At 63.3% G+C, this 16,570-nt stretch carries 14 protein-coding genes; 9 read left to right on the plus strand and 5 right to left on the minus strand.

Going from position 1 to position 16,570, the window contains the following annotated elements:
* Positions 1 to 16 precede the first annotated feature (16 nt).
* Together ACB032_RS17100 and ACB032_RS17105 are read left to right on the plus strand one after the other, a co-directional pair.
* Positions 17 to 349: a hypothetical protein gene (locus tag ACB032_RS17100; protein ID WP_017410319.1), complete on the plus strand. Its 333-nt coding sequence runs from the start codon at positions 17 to 19 to the stop codon at positions 347 to 349.
* 264 nt (positions 350 to 613) lie between these two features.
* Positions 614 to 1,957: an NCS2 family permease gene (locus ACB032_RS17105; protein ID WP_371138396.1), complete on the plus strand. Its 1,344-nt coding sequence runs from the start codon at positions 614 to 616 to the stop codon at positions 1,955 to 1,957.
* A gap of 77 nt (positions 1,958 to 2,034) precedes the next feature.
* Here ACB032_RS17105 and djlA read toward each other — a convergent pair whose 3' ends face one another.
* From djlA to ACB032_RS17120, 3 genes are read right to left on the minus strand one after another with little or no spacing between them, the layout of a single operon-like run.
* Positions 2,035 to 2,865 (minus strand): co-chaperone DjlA, encoded by an 831-nt coding sequence (gene djlA, locus ACB032_RS17110; RefSeq protein ID WP_011704885.1) that lies wholly within the window; start codon positions 2,863 to 2,865, stop codon positions 2,035 to 2,037.
* 19 nt (positions 2,866 to 2,884) lie between these two features.
* Entirely contained in the window at positions 2,885 to 3,553 is a 669-nt protein-coding gene (gene murU / locus ACB032_RS17115) for an N-acetylmuramate alpha-1-phosphate uridylyltransferase MurU (RefSeq protein WP_371138397.1), read from the minus strand.
* Positions 3,550 to 4,560: an aminoglycoside phosphotransferase family protein gene (locus ACB032_RS17120; protein WP_371138398.1), complete on the minus strand. Its 1,011-nt coding sequence runs from the start codon at positions 4,558 to 4,560 to the stop codon at positions 3,550 to 3,552. The genes murU and ACB032_RS17120 overlap by 4 nt, the downstream gene beginning before the upstream one ends.
* 174 nt (positions 4,561 to 4,734) lie before the next feature.
* Here ACB032_RS17120 and lptD point away from each other — a divergent pair, with 174 nt between their 5' ends.
* Genes lptD through ACB032_RS17150 form a run of 6 tightly spaced genes read left to right on the plus strand, consistent with a single transcriptional unit; the run spans position 4,735 to position 11,530 of the window.
* Entirely contained in the window at positions 4,735 to 7,194 is a 2,460-nt protein-coding gene (lptD, locus tag ACB032_RS17125) for an LPS assembly protein LptD (protein ID WP_371138399.1), read from the plus strand.
* Positions 7,195 to 7,224: 30 nt separating this feature from the next.
* The gene (gene surA, locus ACB032_RS17130) at positions 7,225 to 8,523 is read left to right on the plus strand and encodes a peptidylprolyl isomerase SurA (protein WP_011704881.1); all 1,299 of its coding nucleotides are present in this window, start codon (positions 7,225 to 7,227) and stop codon (positions 8,521 to 8,523) included.
* Positions 8,523 to 9,518: a 4-hydroxythreonine-4-phosphate dehydrogenase PdxA gene (gene pdxA / locus ACB032_RS17135; protein ID WP_113994695.1), complete on the plus strand. Its 996-nt coding sequence runs from the start codon at positions 8,523 to 8,525 to the stop codon at positions 9,516 to 9,518. Before surA ends, pdxA begins: the two co-directional genes overlap by 1 nt.
* On the plus strand, positions 9,508 to 10,335 hold the full coding sequence (gene rsmA, locus ACB032_RS17140; RefSeq protein WP_016349619.1) for a 16S rRNA (adenine(1518)-N(6)/adenine(1519)-N(6))-dimethyltransferase RsmA: 828 nt from the start codon (positions 9,508 to 9,510) through the stop codon (positions 10,333 to 10,335). The genes pdxA and rsmA overlap by 11 nt, the downstream gene beginning before the upstream one ends.
* Before the next feature lie 4 nt (positions 10,336 to 10,339).
* Positions 10,340 to 10,702 carry a Co2+/Mg2+ efflux protein ApaG gene (gene apaG / locus ACB032_RS17145; protein WP_016349618.1) on the plus strand — a complete coding sequence of 121 codons (363 nt, stop codon included), beginning with the start codon at positions 10,340 to 10,342 and terminating at the stop codon, positions 10,700 to 10,702.
* Between the two features lie 6 nt (positions 10,703 to 10,708).
* Entirely contained in the window at positions 10,709 to 11,530 is an 822-nt protein-coding gene (locus tag ACB032_RS17150) for a symmetrical bis(5'-nucleosyl)-tetraphosphatase (protein WP_371138400.1), read from the plus strand.
* 158 nt (positions 11,531 to 11,688) lie between these two features.
* On the opposite strand, the gene ACB032_RS17155 is transcribed toward ACB032_RS17150, so the two are convergent.
* Positions 11,689 to 12,189, minus strand: a complete 501-nt coding sequence (locus tag ACB032_RS17155) for a 2TM domain-containing protein (protein WP_017410311.1) — start codon at positions 12,187 to 12,189, stop codon at positions 11,689 to 11,691.
* A gap of 236 nt (positions 12,190 to 12,425) precedes the next feature.
* Positions 12,426 to 13,415 (minus strand): luciferase-like monooxygenase, encoded by a 990-nt coding sequence (locus ACB032_RS17160; protein ID WP_024944336.1) that lies wholly within the window; start codon positions 13,413 to 13,415, stop codon positions 12,426 to 12,428.
* 155 nt (positions 13,416 to 13,570) lie between these two features.
* On the opposite strand from ACB032_RS17160, the gene ACB032_RS17165 reads away from it, so the two are divergent.
* Positions 13,571 to 16,537: an HD domain-containing phosphohydrolase gene (locus tag ACB032_RS17165; protein WP_371138401.1), complete on the plus strand. Its 2,967-nt coding sequence runs from the start codon at positions 13,571 to 13,573 to the stop codon at positions 16,535 to 16,537.
* The last annotated feature ends 33 nt before the right edge of the window (positions 16,538 to 16,570 follow it).

Consider the following 16,570-nt stretch of genomic DNA (forward strand, 5'->3'; position numbering starts at 1 on the left):
GCATGGATGTAGCAAGATGACGACCCAGCCCACAGAGAAGAAACTGACCATCCAGATCCGGGTCGAGCCCGGCTGCCTCGGGCCGGACGGCAAGGCGCACATCGAGACCTTCTGCACCGCCGCCGCCAAGATCTTCGCCGCCGTGGAGCCCGAGCTGGTGAACTGGACCCTGCTGCCCCGCTATGACAAACAGCTGCCGGAGCAGGAATTTTTCATCGACGGCCGCAAGCTGACCGAGGAGCAGGCCAGCCTGTTTCTGCGCCGCCTGGGGCGGGAGCTGGGGGAAGTGCAGGAGACCCTCGACTCCGTGCTGGCCCAACTGGTGGAGCGCTACTTCAAGACCCTCTGATGGGTCGCTGCCCACGCAAAAGGTTCTCCAGCGAGAACCTTTTTTATTTTCGGCAAGGCAAACGTTTGAATTTTTGCTCTATTCATTGATCCGCCTCGCAGATCCGGGGTTTGTAAACGGCGCCGCCTGTGTAAAAATGTGCGCGCTGTCACGGTATCAGGACGAGTCTGGTTGTTTAACCACCAGAAACAGGGCGTCACGCCCGCATGGATGGGACCGGCTCCTCGCCTGCTGCTTATTTCACGTCACCTATTGGAATCCAACATGAATCAACCACACCAGGCCCCCGCACAGGCCGCCGGGCAAGGATTGCTTGAGCGTCTGTTTGCCCTCAAGGGCCATGGCACCAACGCCCGCACCGAAGTGATCGCCGGCATCACCACCTTCCTGACCATGGTCTACATCGTCTTCGTCAACCCGCAGATCCTCTCTGCGGCCGGCATGGACACCCAGGCCGTGTTCGTCACCACCTGCCTCATCGCCGGCATCGGCAGCATCCTGATGGGTCTGCTCGCCAACCTGCCCATCGCGTTGGCCCCGGCCATGGGCCTCAACGCCTTCTTCGCCTTCGTAGTAGTTGCGGGCATGGGCTACTCCTGGCAAGTGGGCATGGGCACCATCTTCTGGGGGGCCATGGGCCTGCTGATCCTCACCCTGCTGCGGGTGCGCTACTGGCTCATCGCCAACATTCCGCTCACCCTGCGGGTCGGCATCACCGCCGGCATCGGTCTGCTGATCGCCCTGCTCGGCCTGCACAACGCCGGCATCGTGGTCGCCAGCCCCGCGACCATGGTGACGGTGGGCAACCTCACCTCCCTGCCCTGCCTGCTGGGGCTGCTCGGTTTCTTCCTGATCTGCATCTTCTCCGCCCGCGGCGTCCACTCCGCCGTGCTGATCGCCATCGTGGTGACCACCACCCTGGGCTGGCTGTTTGGCGACGTCACCTTCAAGGGCTTCGTCTCCATGCCCCCCAGCATTGAGCCGGTGTTCGGTCAGCTGGACCTGATGGGTTCGCTCGACATCAGCCTGGCCGGGATCATCTTCTCCTTCATGCTGGTCAACCTGTTCGACTCCTCCGGCACCCTGATCGGCGTTACCAACCGCGCCAAGCTGGCCGATGACAAGGGTCACTTCCCACGCATGAAGCAGGCCCTGCTGGTGGATAGCGCCAGCTCGGTCGGCGGCGCCTTCATGGGCACCTCCTCGGTCACCGCCTTCATCGAGAGCAGCTCCGGCGTCGCCGTCGGCGGCCGTACCGGCCTCACCGCCATCGTGGTCGGCCTGCTGTTCCTGCTGGCGATCTTCTTCTCTCCGGTGGCTGCCATGGTGCCGGCCTACGCCGCAGCCGGCGCCCTCATCTACGTGGGCGTGCTGATGTGCTCCGAACTGACCCGGGTGAAGTGGGAAGACCTGACCGAAGCGGTGCCGGCCTTCATGACCGCCGTCATGATGCCGTTCAGCTTCTCCATCACCGAGGGGATCGCCGTCGGCTTCATCTCCTACTGCGTGATGAAGGCGGGCACCGGCCGCTGGCGCGAGATCAGCCCCTGCGTGCTGGTGGTGGCCCTGCTGTTCGTGCTCAAGTTCGTCTGGGTCGACAGCCACTAAGCCGCGACGCACAAATACTGTGCAAACAAAAATGCCCGTCAGCGACGGGCATTTTTTTATGGCTGATGAAGGGGCGCTCAGCGAATGCCACGCGCCTCGCGGATCCACTCCCAGGCCTGCTGGATCTCCTGGGTCTTCTCCTTGGCCATCTCCATCATCTCCGGCGGCAAGCCCTTGGCGGCCAGCTTGTCCGGGTGATGCTTGCTCATCTCCTTGCGGTAGGCGCGCTTGATCTCCTGATCGCTGTCGCTCTCGCTCACCCCCAGCAGCTGGTAGGCATCCTTGAGCCGATCACGGGAGGGGGCCTCCTGCCGATACTGCTGCCCGCCGTGCCCGCCATCCTGATACTGGCCACCGTGCGCCCGGTTGAAGAAGTTCATCTGCGCCTCGGCCATCGCCAGAATACGGGCCAGCTCGATGCGGCTGAAACCCAGCTCGTCGGCGATGGTGTGCAGGATGGCGCGCTCGTTGGCCTCGACCTTGCCATCGGCGAAGGCGGCCTGCAGCTGCACCTCGAGGAAGAAGCGCAGAATATCGCGCTGGCCCTGGCTGGCACGGCGAAACTCGGCCAGGGTCTCCCGCAGTGGGAAGTCCGCCTCCTTGCCCTGGCGGAACGACTCCTGGGCGCGAGCACGCTGTTCACCTGCCAGCCGCATCCGATCCATCAGGTTGGAGGCAACCCGGATCTCCTGCTCGGTGACCTGGCCGCTCGCCTTGGCGATGTGACCCATGACGGCGAAGGTGGCGTGGAAGAAGACCGCCTGTTGCTGCTGGGTGGGCGCACGGCGAAAATTCAAGCCCATGCCACGGTCGAAACGGTGGCCGATCCAGAGGCCCAGCAAGGCACCGAAGATATTGCCGAGCAGAAAACCGAAGAAGGCGCCAAGCACCTTACCCCAAATACGCATGGTTCAAGACCTCGTGAAATTAATGAGTGCGTCCTTGCAACTGTTCGTCCAGCGCCTGCAGCCGTGCCACCGTGCCGATGTCGCGCCACTCGCCGGCCAGCAGGCTGCCGCCCACCCGGCCTTGTGCCATCCACTCCCGCAGCAGGGGCGCCAGCTTGCGCGCCCCCGGCGTGAGTCCGGCAAAGGCGGCGGGATCATAGAGTCCGACTCCGCTGAAGGTCAGCGCCGGGCTATCGACCACCTTGCCCGCCTGCAGCGCAAAGTCCCCCGCCGGATGTTGCGGCGGGTTGGGCACCAGCCAGAGGTGGGCCAGATCCGTGCCCAGCGGCTGGGTCACCAGAGTGCGATAGTCCAGATCGAGCCAGGTATCGCCGTTGATCACCAGAAACGGCTCATCCCCCAGCAGCGGCAGCGCCTGCACGATGCCGCCGGCGGTCTCCAGCGCGCTCTCCTCCGCCGACCATTGAATGTCGACTCCGAACTGACGGCCATCGCCGAGGGCCTCTACCAGCTTGTGGCCGAGCCAGGCGTGGTTGATGACCAGGTCGGTCACACCGGCATCCCTGAGCTTGTCGATATGGTGCACGATGAGCGGCTTGCCCCCCACCGCCAGCAGCGGCTTGGGCAGGCTATCGGTCAGCGGGCGCATCCGCTCGCCGCGACCGGCGGCCAGGATCATCGCCTTCATGACGCAACTCCGCTGCGGGCCAGCCCGGGCAGCACCACCTGCGCCAGCCATTGGCCGAAGCGGGCCAGCACCGGGTAGCTCGCGCCATGGCTGTGGCAGACATCCACCACGTAGCCGAGGGTGCGGGGAATGTCCTTGAGGTAGCCGGACTTGCCATCGCGGTGGTAGAGACGGGTGAAGATACCCGCCGCCTTGAGGTGGCGCTGCATGCCGGTGAGATCAGCTGCGCGACGAAACGCGGCGTAATCGAGCTCGCCCAACAGCTTGGCCTGCTGCAGGGTGTCAAACCCGAGCCGCATACCCTGCTCGATCACCGCGTCCGGCCAGCGCACGTAACAGTCTTTCAGCAGCGAGACCAGGTCATAACTGAGCGGGCCTATGACCATGTCCTGGAAGTCGATGACCGCCAGCCGGCTGTCGGCCGGGGTCTCGCCACCGCAGACCATCAGGTTGCGGCTGTGAAAATCCCGGTGCATCACCCCCTGCGGCTGGGCCAGGTTGTTCTCGGTGAGGCAGGCGAAGGTCTCGGCCAGCAACTGCTGCTCTTCATCGCTCAGGGCCAGTTGCAGATGGTGACCCAACAGCCACTCGGGGAAAATGCTGTTCTCCCGCGCCATAAAGGCGGAATCAAAAGGCTCAAGGTCCAGTTCAACTGCGCCGAGACGGGGCAACAGCGCGATGGCCTTGCCGTACCAGGCCAGCACGTTGTCTGCGTTCAGGCAGCCGATAAGCTGGGTGTCCCCCAGATCGGCCACCGCCAGCAGCCCTTGCTCGTAGTCCACCGCCCGCACCTCGGGGGCCAGCAGACCACCGGCATGCAGTGCCGAGGCATTGCGGACAAACTCATGATTTTTTTCGGTTTTAGGATTGGCATCCACCCAGATCAGGCCACCGCCACGGTGGTAGCGGCGAAAACTGGCGTCACCGGAAATGAGGGTCAACTGCAGGCTGGCATCACCGGAAATCCGGCGCGCCCAGTGCAACAAGAGGGAATCGCGATCGTGCATAAGTCGGGGACCAAATTGGAAAGCAGCACTTGGCTGTTAGCCCTGGCCGCAATAATGCTTTATCATTGCCGGCTAACATAAAGCAATGACATGCAATGTCAACTCGATGAATCCTGTCGTAAAATGCATGTCTTGAATCAGCCGTAGCTACCACGGATTGCGCGAGTCTTTCACATGACAAAACGGACACTGGGATACTCCTATCCCATCGCCCTGACCATCAGCCTTGTTCCAGCCCTGACCCCGGCCATCGTGCAGGCGGCACCGCTGACGCCGCCGCCCGCCACCGGGATCCTGGACGGGCTCTGCTATGACTATGTCCCCAAGATTGAGAAGCTGGCGCCCGGCAAGGACGCCAACGCCCAACCCGTGGAAGTGGATGCCGATCGGCTCGAAGCCAAGCAGGGCGGCACCGCCGTCTACCAGGGTGACGTCAAGGTGCGCCAGGGCGTACGCAAGTTCGATTCCGACTACGCCGAGCTCGATCAGAAGAGCCGGGACGTCATCGCCATCGGCAACATCTACTACAACGATGGCCAGATCACGGTCACCAGCGACAAGACCCTGAAATCCAACCTGGATACCAAGAACTCCGAGCTGGAAGAGGGCAAGTATCAGGTGCATGGCTCGCCAGTGCGCGGCTCAGCCGACCGGGTCACCATGACCAACAACAACCAGAACATCACCCTGGAAGGGGCCCAGTACACCACCTGCCCACCGGGTCAGGAAGTGTGGACCCTGAAGGCGGGCAGCATCGACATCGATCAGACCGAGGTGTTCGGGGAGGCCTGGAACGCCAGTCTCTGGCTCTACGACTACCCGGTGTTCTACTTCCCGTACATCAACTTCCCCATCAAGGATGAACGCAAGACGGGCCTGCTCTACCCGGGTTATACCCAGAGCTCCAAGAACGGCATGGACATCACCCAGCCGTTCTACTGGAACATAGCCCCCAACTACGATGCCACCATCACCTCCCGCTTCATGGACAGACGGGGCCTGATGGAGCAGGTCGAGTTCCGCTACATGCCGGATCCGGCCCATGTCGGCAGCCTCTATTTCGAGAACCTGGCCAACGACAAGCAGTACGACGAGACGCCGAGTCTCAACGATTACCTCTCCGATGGTCATCGCTACCTGTTGAACGCCCGTCATACCTCCATGTTCATGGACAATGCGATGCGGGTCTCGGTGGACTACACCAAGGTGCGGGATCGGGATTACAACTACTTCAACGACTTCTCCCCCAAGGTGGGCACCCAGGTCGACAACCAGTTGCAGCAGTCCCTGATGGCCGGTTACTTCCAGCCCAACTGGAACATCAACACCGAGGTGCGCACATACCAGATCCTGCTGGCCAGCGCCCAGCAGCCCCACGAGCTGATGCCGCGCATCGACCACAACTATTACCAGCAAGGCAGCTGGTACGATCTCGCCTGGAACACCGAGATCACCAAGTTCGGTTACAACAATGCCCAGGCAATCGAGCAGAACAAGGGCGGCGCCTACACCGGCACCCGGGTCTACACGGCCCCGACCCTGACCATGCCGCTCATTGACGAGGCCGGTTACTACCTCGACAGCCAGTACAAGCTGATGTACACCCGTTACGATCAGGAAGTGCCGGACAACATGAGCCAAGCCTTCCGTGACAAATTTGATCCCAGCTCCAAAGGTGTTAACACAGGAACAGGCAAACAAGAAAACGTCACTCTGGACGAAGGGATCATCACCCGCACCCTGCCCTCCTTCCGTCTCAAGGGCGGCATGACCTTCGAGCGCAACCAGAACTGGTTCGGCGGCGATGCCAACCAGACCCTAGAGCCGGAGTTCCAGTACCTCTATGTGCCCTACAAGGATCAGGACAACATAGGTGTCTATGACTCCACCAACATGCGCCAGGACTACTACAGCCTGTTCAGCGATCGCCGCTACGCCGGTCTGGATCGCATCAGCGACTCCAACCGCCTGTCAGTCGGTGTCACCAGCCGGGTATATGATGACGCTGGTGATGAACGAATTCGGCTGGCCGTTGCCCAAGCTTTCGATTTTGTTGCGCCCAGGGTCAAGCTCTACCCCAGCGATGCTCTGACAACCAATACCCGTTCTCCGCTCTCCTTCGAGGGGGATGCCAAGATCAACGAGCAGTGGTTTGCCCATGCCGGCGCGCAATATGATGTGGACCAGAGCCGCTTCAGCTCTGCCAACAGCGCCGTCGAATATCGCCGTGAGAAGCTGATCAGCCAGCTGAACCATCGTTTCGTGCGCGATGCCAACCTTGTGCCGAACACCAATAACGAGGTCACCGACCTCAACCAGATCGGCCTGCTGTTGACTACCCCGCTCAACGATCAGTGGCACCTGTACGGGGGTTACTATCAGGAGCTGAATCAGAGCGTGAAGTCTGACCGCAAGGTAGGTCTGAAGTACGACTCCTGCTGCTGGAGCATCAACTTCAACCTGGAGTGGGTCAATACGCCCAACAACGTGAACAATACGTCCACAGCCGAGCGCAGTTTCGGTATTCAGTTTGAAATGAAAGGATTGGGTAGCGTGGGTACCGGCACCAAGGGCACCTCCCTGGACACCGAAGCACTGCCTTACATTCGTCCGTTTAACCTGCGAGACCAATAAGCGGTCTGGCAAACGCCTTGAGAGATGGATATGAAGAAGACGTTGATTTCCCTGCTGACTGCAGGCCTGTTCGGAGCCATGAGCCAGGGTGCCTTCGCCGCCCCCGAACTGATGGACAAGGTGCTTGCCGTGGTCAACAAGGACGTGGTGCTGGCCAGCCAGCAGGAAGCCCTGGTGCAGAAGGTGAAGGCCTCTGCCCAGGAGAGCGGCCAGTCCCTGCCCGATGACGCCACCCTGCGCAAACAGGCACTGGATCGGCTGATCCAGGAGAGCCTGCAACTGCAACTGGCGGATCGTCAGGGCCTCAAGATCAGCGATACCCAGCTGGAGCAGGCTATCCAGAGCATCGCCGCCGACAACAAGATGACCCTGGATCAGCTGCGAGCTCAGCTGGCCCGTGAAGGGCTGACCTATGCCCAGTATCGGGAAGAGGTGCGCCGCGAGATCCTGATGAACGAGGTGCGCCGCAATCAGGTGCGCCGCCGCATCAACATCTCCGAGCAGGAGGTGAAGCAGGTGGTCGACATCCTCGCCAAGCAGGGTCAGCAACAGCAGCAATACCATGTCGGCCACATCCAGGTTGCCCTGCCGGACAACCCGAGCGCCGAGCAGCTCAACGCCGCCAAGAGCAAGATTGAACGTATCCTGGCCGCCCTCAAGCAAGGTGCCGACTTCCGCAAGATGGCCATTGCCGAGAGCAGCGGACCCAAGGCGCTGGAAGGGGGTGACTGGGGCTGGATGAGCCCGCAAGAGATGCCGACCCTGATGGCCGAGGCCGTGCAAGGTACCAAGAAGGGCGACATCGTCGGCCCGCTGCGTTCCGGTGCCGGCCTGCACATCATCAAGGTGTTCGACACCAAGGGCCAGCAGCAGGTCGTGCAGACCGAAGTGCGCGCCCGCCACATCCTGATCAAGCCCTCCATCATCCTGAGCGAAGAAAAAGCCAAGGGCATGCTGGATGGCATCCTGCACGACATCAAGAGCGGCAAGGCCAGCTTCGCCAGCCTGGCGGAGAAGTACTCCGAAGATCCGGGCTCTGCGGTGCAAGGTGGCGAACTGGGCTGGTCCGATCCCAACGTCTATGTGCCGGAGTTCCGCGACATGGTCAACCGCCTGCAACCGGGCCAGATCAGCGAACCCTTCCGCACCACCCACGGCTGGCACATCGTCCAGCTGGAAGAGCGCCGCAGCCAGGATGCCACCAACAAGGCCCAGGAGCAGCGCGCTTATCAGCTGATTTACAACCGTCGCTTCACCGAAGAGTCCCAGGCCTGGCTGGACGAGCTGCGTGACGAGGCCTACATCCAGATCGAAGGCGCCGGCAGCTGATGAGTTGTCGTCGTCTCGCCATCACCCCGGGTGAACCGGCCGGGATCGGCCCGGATCTGGTGCTGCAGATTGCCCAGCAGGATTGGCCGCACCAGCTGGTGGTGATCGCCGATCCGGCGCTGCTGCGCGAGCGGGCCGCCCTGCTGGGGCTGCCCGTCGAGTTGCAGCCCTATGATGCCGACCAGCCTGCCCACCCGCAGCGGGCGGGTACCCTCACCGTCTGTCCGGTTCCCCTCGGCGCCGCCGTGGTGCCGGGCATGCTCGACGAGGGCAACGGCGCCTACGTGCTGGCTACCCTGCAGCGCGCCTGCGACGGCAACATGAGCGGCGAGTTTGCCGCCGTGGTGACCGGGCCGGTGCACAAGGGGATCATCAACCAGGCTGGCGTCTCGTTCAGCGGCCATACCGAGTTCTTCGCCCAGCAGTCGGGCACCGCCGACGTGGTGATGCTGCTGGCGACCGAGGGACTGCGGGTCGCGCTGGCGACCACCCACATTCCGCTGGCCTATGTGGCGATGGCCATCACCGAGGATCGCCTCGGCAAGGTGATCCGCATCCTGGATGCGGATCTCAAGAGCAAATTCGGCATCGCCACACCCCGCATTTACGTCTGCGGCCTCAATCCCCACGCCGGGGAAGGCGGTCATCTCGGCCGTGAAGAGATTGACGTGATCGAACCCGCCCTGGCAGGCCTTCGCCAGGAGGGGATCGATCTGGTCGGCCCGTTGCCGGCCGATACCCTGTTCCAGGACAAATACCTCAAGGATGCGGATGCGGTACTCGCCATGTACCACGACCAGGGGCTGCCCGTGCTCAAATACAAGGGCTTCGGCAGTTCGGTCAATATCACCCTTGGACTTCCTTTCATCCGCACTTCGGTGGATCACGGCACCGCACTGGATCTGGCAGGCAAGGGCCTCGCCGACTCGGGCAGCCTGATCACCGCGATCAACCACGCCATCAAGATGGTAGAGAAAAAAAGATATGAGCAGTAAGGTGCAGAGCAACAAGGTGCACATGGGCCACACCGCCCGTAAGCGTTTCGGTCAGAACTTCTTGCACGATCGCTACGTGATCGATCAGATCGTGGCCGCCATCAATCCGCAGCCGGGTCAGAACCTGGTGGAGATCGGCCCGGGTCTGGCCGCGCTGACCGAGCCGGTCGCCTCCCAGATGGACAAGATGACCGTGGTCGAGCTGGACCGGGATCTGGCGGCGCGCCTGCGCGAACACCCGACCCTCAAGGAGAAGCTGACCGTCATCGAAGCCGATGCCATGCGCTTCGACTTCGGCACCCTGATGGGGGAAGGCAAGGGGCCGCTGCGCATCTTCGGCAACCTGCCCTACAACATCTCCACCCCGCTCATCTTCCACCTGTGCGAGTTCGCCGACCGGGTAGAGGACATGCACTTCATGCTGCAAAAGGAAGTGGTCCTGCGTCTGGCCGCCGGTCCCGGCAGCAAGGCCTATGGCCGGCTGAGCGTGATGACCCAGTACTACTGCCAGGTAGTGCCTGTGCTGGAAGTGGGCCCTGGCGCCTTCAAGCCGGCACCGAAGGTGGATTCCGCCGTGGTGCGCCTGATCCCGCACAAGAACCCGACCATCGTCGCGAAAGACATTCGTTGCCTGAACCGGGTCTGCACCGAGGGCTTCGGCCAGCGCCGCAAGACCATTCGCAACAGCTTCTCCAACTTCATCACGGACGCCCAGCTGACCGAACTTGGTATCGATGGCAACCTGCGCCCGGAGAATCTCTCCCTCGAGCAGTTCGTCATGATCGCCAACTGGCTGGCGGATCAGCAACAGGCCTGATCCCGTGGCCACTCCGCACATCGTGATCCGCCCATATCCCCGTTATGTGGCGGATTCCAAAGACCCTTACCAGTTCCACTATCTCATCGAGATCGAGAACCTGGGGCCGGGCCCGGCGCAGCTGCTGCATCGGCGCTGGCTCATCACCGATGCCAATGGCAAGATGCTGGAAGTCGAAGGCCCCGGCGTGGTCGGCGAGCAGCCGGTGATCGCAGAGGGAGAGACCTTCCGCTATCAAAGCGGCGTACCGCTGGCCACTCCGCTTGGGGTGATGGAAGGGAGTTATACCCTGCAAGACGAGTCGGGGCAGCAATTCGAGGCGCCCATCGCGCCCTTTACGCTGGCCGTCCCCCACATTATCAACTGAGGTTTCATGGCGAACTGTTTTGTTGGCGATATCCAGGGCTGTTACGACGACTTGCGCCGTCTGCTGGATCTGGCCGAGTTCGATCCCGCTAACGACGTGCTCTGGCTGTGCGGCGATCTGGTCGCCCGCGGCCCGGACTCTCTCAATACCCTGCGCTTCGTCAAGGGGCTGGGCAACCGGGCCGTCACCGTGCTCGGCAACCACGATCTGCACCTGCTGGCGGTCGCCGATGGCGTCGCCCCGCTCAAGAAGAAAGACAAGCTGCAGGCGCTGATGGAGGCACCGGACCGGGACGAACTGCTGGAGTGGCTGCGCCACCGTCCGCTGCTGGCGGAGCACCCGGATCTGCCCATCATGATGGTGCATGCCGGCATCTCCCCGGCGTGGGACGCCCGCACCGCCCGCAACTGCGCCCGCGAGGTGGAGAGCCTGCTGCGCGGCGATCTGTACCAGTGGCTGCTGCACAACATGTATGGCGATCAGCCGGATGGCTGGCAGGACGATCTGGTCGGGATCGAGCGCTACCGCTACATCATCAACACCTTTACCCGGATGCGCTTCTGCTATTTCGACGGCCGGCTCGACTTCAAATGCAAGAAGGGCCCCAAGGAATCGACCCCTGGCCTGCGCCCCTGGTTCGAGCAGCGCGAGCACCATGTGGATGACCCCATCCTGGTGTTCGGCCACTGGGCAGCCCTGATGGGCAACACCGGCAAGCAGGACATCAAGGCGCTGGACACCGGCTGTGTCTGGGGCAACAGCCTCACCCTGTGGCGCTATGAAGATGACGCCCTGATCGCCACCCCCTGTCCCACTTACGCCAAGTGACGATAAGGGGACTGCGTCTGAGCAATCAGGGACTCACCCAGTGGTGCCATGAAGACGAGGCGCTGCTCGCCACTCACAGTCCCGCCTACGCCAGATAGGCTGCAAAACAAAACGGGCCCGGCATTGCCGGGCCCGTTTTTTATGGTGCATCGCTCACCCTAGAGCTTGCGCCCCAACCGCTTCTCGATCTGCTGCCGCTCCCACTCGGGGCCGAACAGCTTGAACGGCTGGAACAGGTTGATGGCATGGGAGATCAGTCCCAACCCCCAGCCCAGCGCCGGCCACCAGGCCCAGATATAGCCCGGGTTGCTCAGGTAGTTGATGACAAACAGCCCGCAAATCACCAGCAGGTAGCTGGCGATGTGGTAATAGAAGCCCTTGAGCCCCTCCACATAACGCATAGCGGCCCGCTCCTCTACCGATACCCGTATCTCATCCCGTTCCATCGTGTCACTCCCTCTCATCTCGTGCTCCTGTTGGCTTGTACCGTCAAGTTGCGCCACCTCGAGCTCAAAGACGGCGGCCAGGGCCTTGAGGGATTCCAGTCCGGGCTGCTGGCCCTGCTCGATCCGCTGAATGGTGCGAACGCTCAGGCCGGTAAAGGCGGCCAACTGCTCCTGTGACCAGCCCCGCTGCAATCTCAACTTCCTGACGATCATCTCGAACTCCTTGTGGTTGATTGACGGGGCCAGCATAGGAGCCGGCGGGTGCCATGGGCCACGACAGCGCCCTGACACCAACCTGACTTTCCTTTGGACTCAGTGCATTAGATAAAAGAGCGTGCTCAAAAAAAACTGCCTTCCCTCCCCACGACGCCCCCTTTCGATCACCTGACAGCAGGGCGACAGAGGTGGCGCTTTGTGCAAGATAGCGCCTTGGTATCGGGCAGGCGAGCTTATAGCGCCTGCATCAACTCGGCGGCAATCTCGAAAGAGCGCAGACGAGCCTGATGATCGACGATGGGACCGTTGAACATCAGCTCGTCGGCCCGGGTTTCCGCCAGCAGCGCCTTGAGGCCGTGACGTATCTGGTCCGGGTTGCCCACCAGCGAACGGGCCAGGGTCTGCTCCATGGCCACCAGCTCGCGCTCCGACCACTCCTCCCCCAGCTCGATGACGGGGGCCGGCAGCTTGCCTGCGTTGCCGCGATGCAGGCGCAGGAACTGCTGCTGCAGGGTGGTGAACTGGAAGCGTGCCTCCCGCTCGCTGTCGGCGGCGATCATGTTGATGCAGACCACCGCATGGGGCTTGGGCCAGCGGGCGGAGGGGCGATACTGGGCGCGGTAGATCTCCAGCGCCTGCAGCAGCATGGCGGGGGCGAAGTGGGAGGCAAAGCCGAACGGCAGCCCCATGGCCGCCGCCAGCTGGGCACTGTAGAGGCTGGAACCCAGTAGCCAGATGGGCAGATGCAGCCCCTGCCCCGGTACCGCCTGCACCGCCCCTACTTCATCGCCAAAGTAATCCATCAGCTCGCGCACATCGGCCGGGAAGTCATCCACCTCGCCGCTGCGCTGGCGTCTGAGCGCCCGCATGGTGCGCTGATCGGTGCCCGGTGCACGGCCAAGCCCGAGATCAATGCGATCCGGATAGAGCGACGCCAGGGTACCGAACTGCTCGGCGATGACCAGCGGCGAGTGGTTCGGCAGCATGATGCCACCGGCCCCGATCCGCAGGGTATTGGTGCCACCGGCCAGATGGCCGATCAGCACCGAGGTGGCGGCGCTGGCGATGCCCGGCATGTTGTGGTGCTCGGCCAGCCAGTAGCGGCAATAGCCCAGGCGTTCAGCATGACGGGCCAGGTCCAGCGAGCGGCGAAACGACTCGGCCGGCTGGGAGCCTTCGGCCACGGGCACCAGATCGAGTACGGAATAGGGGATGGCAGACATGGGTCACTCCATTGATTCACAGACCAGTAACAAGTGGGGCAATGTAGCACGGGATACCTGAATGAATCACGTGATCAGCCGGCAAAATTGGCCAGAGCGAGCGCCGAGAGCCCCGGCAGGGGCCGTTTCCGTCAGCCACATCCCGATATCCATGAATGGGTTATTGTGTTTTCTGTCATCCTGTTGGCACACTGCAAGCTGATCGTCTCTGCAATCGCCCGTGTGACAAGGATGTGTCCATGACAACTGCCAGGCCAGGTCGTAAACCCTTCTACGTGCATATCGCCACCCTCTTCATCCTGCTGTTCACCCTGCTCGGCTGCGCCCTCATCGCCTTGCAGTTCCAGCAAGGGGCGCGCCAGGGACTGGAACACGAGCGACAGAACTTCCTGCAGTACCGCCAGCAGCTGGCCCTCGCCCTGCAGCTGAACGAGCGACCGGCCCGCATGTCCCTCAGCCTGTTGCGCAGCGGCCAGCTGGCCGCCATGACCACGCTGACCGAACGCCTGGCCTATCTGCCGCAACTGGCGGAGGTGCTGGCCAACAGCCCCAGCTATGGGGCCGTCTATGCCGGCTACGAAGATGGCGACTTCTTTCTGGTGCGCAAGCTGACCGAGCGGGCCAGAGCCCAGCTCGGGGGCGTACCGACCGCCAGTACCCTGCTGGTGCAGAGCCTCAGCCAGGGCAAGGGGGAATTTCTCTATTTCGATCAACGGCTGACCCTGCTCGAGCGCCGTGCCATGCCGAACTACCGCTACGATCCCCGCAGCCGCGACTGGTACAAGCAGGCCCGCTGGCGCGCGGGGATCGCCACCACCAGTCCCTATCTGTTCTTCACCACCAAGGAGCCGGGCATGACGCTGGCGGTAGAGAGCGACGACCGGCGCGCCGTGATCGGGCTCGACACCAGCGTCGAGGGGCTGTCGGCCCTGATCGGCAAGCTGCTGCTGCCCGCCCAGAGCCAGGTGATCCTGTTCGATGAGTACGCCACCCTGCTGGCCGCCGATCCCAGACACCTGCCCAGCTTCGAGCAGCTGAGCCAGCTGCCCATGCTGGCGACCCTGCCCCACCCGGCCCTGCCGGATCTGCAGCAGCGGATCATCAGCCAGCCCACCCTGCTGAGCGAGCCGGCAGAGCTCAACCTGACCGCCGCCGATGGCAGCGACTGGCTGGTCAACCTCGCTCCCCTCGGGACCGACTCCCCCTTCCACATCGCCCTGCTGGTCTCGGCCGACCTGCTCTATCAGCAGGCCCGGGACGAAGCCCTGGTCAACCTGGGTTGGGCTCTGGCGGGCCTGCTGCTGCTGCTGCTGCCGGTGATCTGGCTGGTCTCGCGGCGCACCGCCACCCCGCTGCTGGCGCTCACCCAGGAGGCTGAACGGATCCAGCACTTCGATTTTGGCGAGAGCCGGGTCCCCGAGTCGGCCATCCGCGAGATCGATGATCTGGCCCGCACCATGTCCGGCATGCGGCTGACCCTCGGCAACTTCATGAACATGGGGCGGGCGCTGGCGGCCGAACACCGCTTCGACTCCCTGCTCAGCCGCATCCTGCACGAGACCATCGCCGCGGTGCAGGCCGAAGGGGGATGCCTCTATCTCTCCCAGGAGCGGGGCATGGTGGCGGTACAGGCGCTGTGGCGCCAAGCGCCGCTGCCGGCCGGACAGATCCGCTGGCAGCAGGCCCTGTTTGGCGAGCTGGCCCGGGGCGAGCGGCTCAGCCTCGCCATCGACCAGAGTGGCTGGCAGCAGTATCTGGCCGACTGGGGCCCCTTCCCCGGCCCCTGCCAGCTGGTGGCCGAGCCGCTGCGCAACCATCGCCAGGAGCTGAGCGGCTGCCTGCTGCTGATCCTGCCTGACTGCCCGGCCCGCGAGCTGGCCTCGCGCATCAGCCTGATCGAGGCGCTGGCAGGCACCTCGGCCTCCGCCATCGAGAACCAGCGCCTGCTGGAGGAGCAGAAACAGCTGCTGGAATCCTTCATCGAGCTGATGGCTGGCGCCATCGACGCCAAGAGCCCCTACACCGGCGGCCACTGCCAGCGGGTGCCGGAGCTGACCCGGATGTTGACCGAAGCCGCCTGCGCCCAGCAGCAGGGGCCGTTCGCCGAGTTTCGGCTCAACGAGGAGGAGTGGGAGGCCATCCATATCGCCAGCTGGCTGCACGACTGTGGCAAGGTGACCACCCCCGAGTTCGTGGTGGACAAGGCCACCAAGCTGGAGACCCTCTACGACCGGATCCACGAGATCCGCACCCGCTTCGAGGTGCTCAAACGCGACGGCTATATCGAAGCGCTGGCGGCCCGCCTGCCGGCATCTGAGCGGGAAGCGGCCAGGAGCGAGGTGGCCCCGCTCTGGAGCACCCTGGATCAGGAGTTCGCCTTCGTCGCCGAGTGCAACCTGGGCGGTGAGTGGATGGCGCCGGAGAAGCTGGCCAGGCTGGATGCCATCGCCAGCCGCACCTGGCTGCGCACCCTGGACGATCGACTCGGCATCAGTCGGGAGGAGCTCAAGCTGCGCCAGAACGAGCCGGCCGCGCCGCTGCCCTGCGTCGAACCCCTGCTGGCGGACAAGGCCGCCCACCTCATCCCCCGCCCCGTTCACGATCAGCTGGACGAGCGCAACCCCTGGGGCTTCAAGGTGCGAGTGCCCACTCACCTCTACAACCGCGGCGAGCGCTACAACCTCGCCATCGGCCGCGGCACCCTCACCGAGGAGGAGCGCTACAAGATCAACGAGCACATCATCCAGACCATCCGCATGCTCGAGCGCCTCCCCTTCCCCCGCCATCTGCGCAGCGTGCCCGAGATTGCCGGCGGCCACCACGAGCGGATGGACGGCAAGGGCTATCCGCGCCAGCTGCTGGGCAGCCAGATGAGCATCCCCGCCCGCATCATGGCCATCGCCGACATCTTCGAGGCACTGACCGCCAGCGATCGCCCCTACAAATCGGGCAAAACGGTCTCCCAGTCGCTGGCCATCATGCAGAGCATGGTGCGCGAGCAGCACATCGATCCCGCCCTGTTTGCCCTGTTTGTCAGCAGCGGCATCTGGCGCGACTATGCCGAGCGCTTCCTCTCCCCCGAGCAGCTGGATCAGGTGGATGAAACCGCCCTGCTGGCCTAGGGCGGGTCATATTTTCTTACATTTGCGGACTGG

This window comes from Aeromonas sp. S5(2024), assembly GCF_041403025.1.
GTDB classification, from domain to species: domain Bacteria; phylum Pseudomonadota; class Gammaproteobacteria; order Enterobacterales; family Aeromonadaceae; genus Aeromonas; species Aeromonas hydrophila.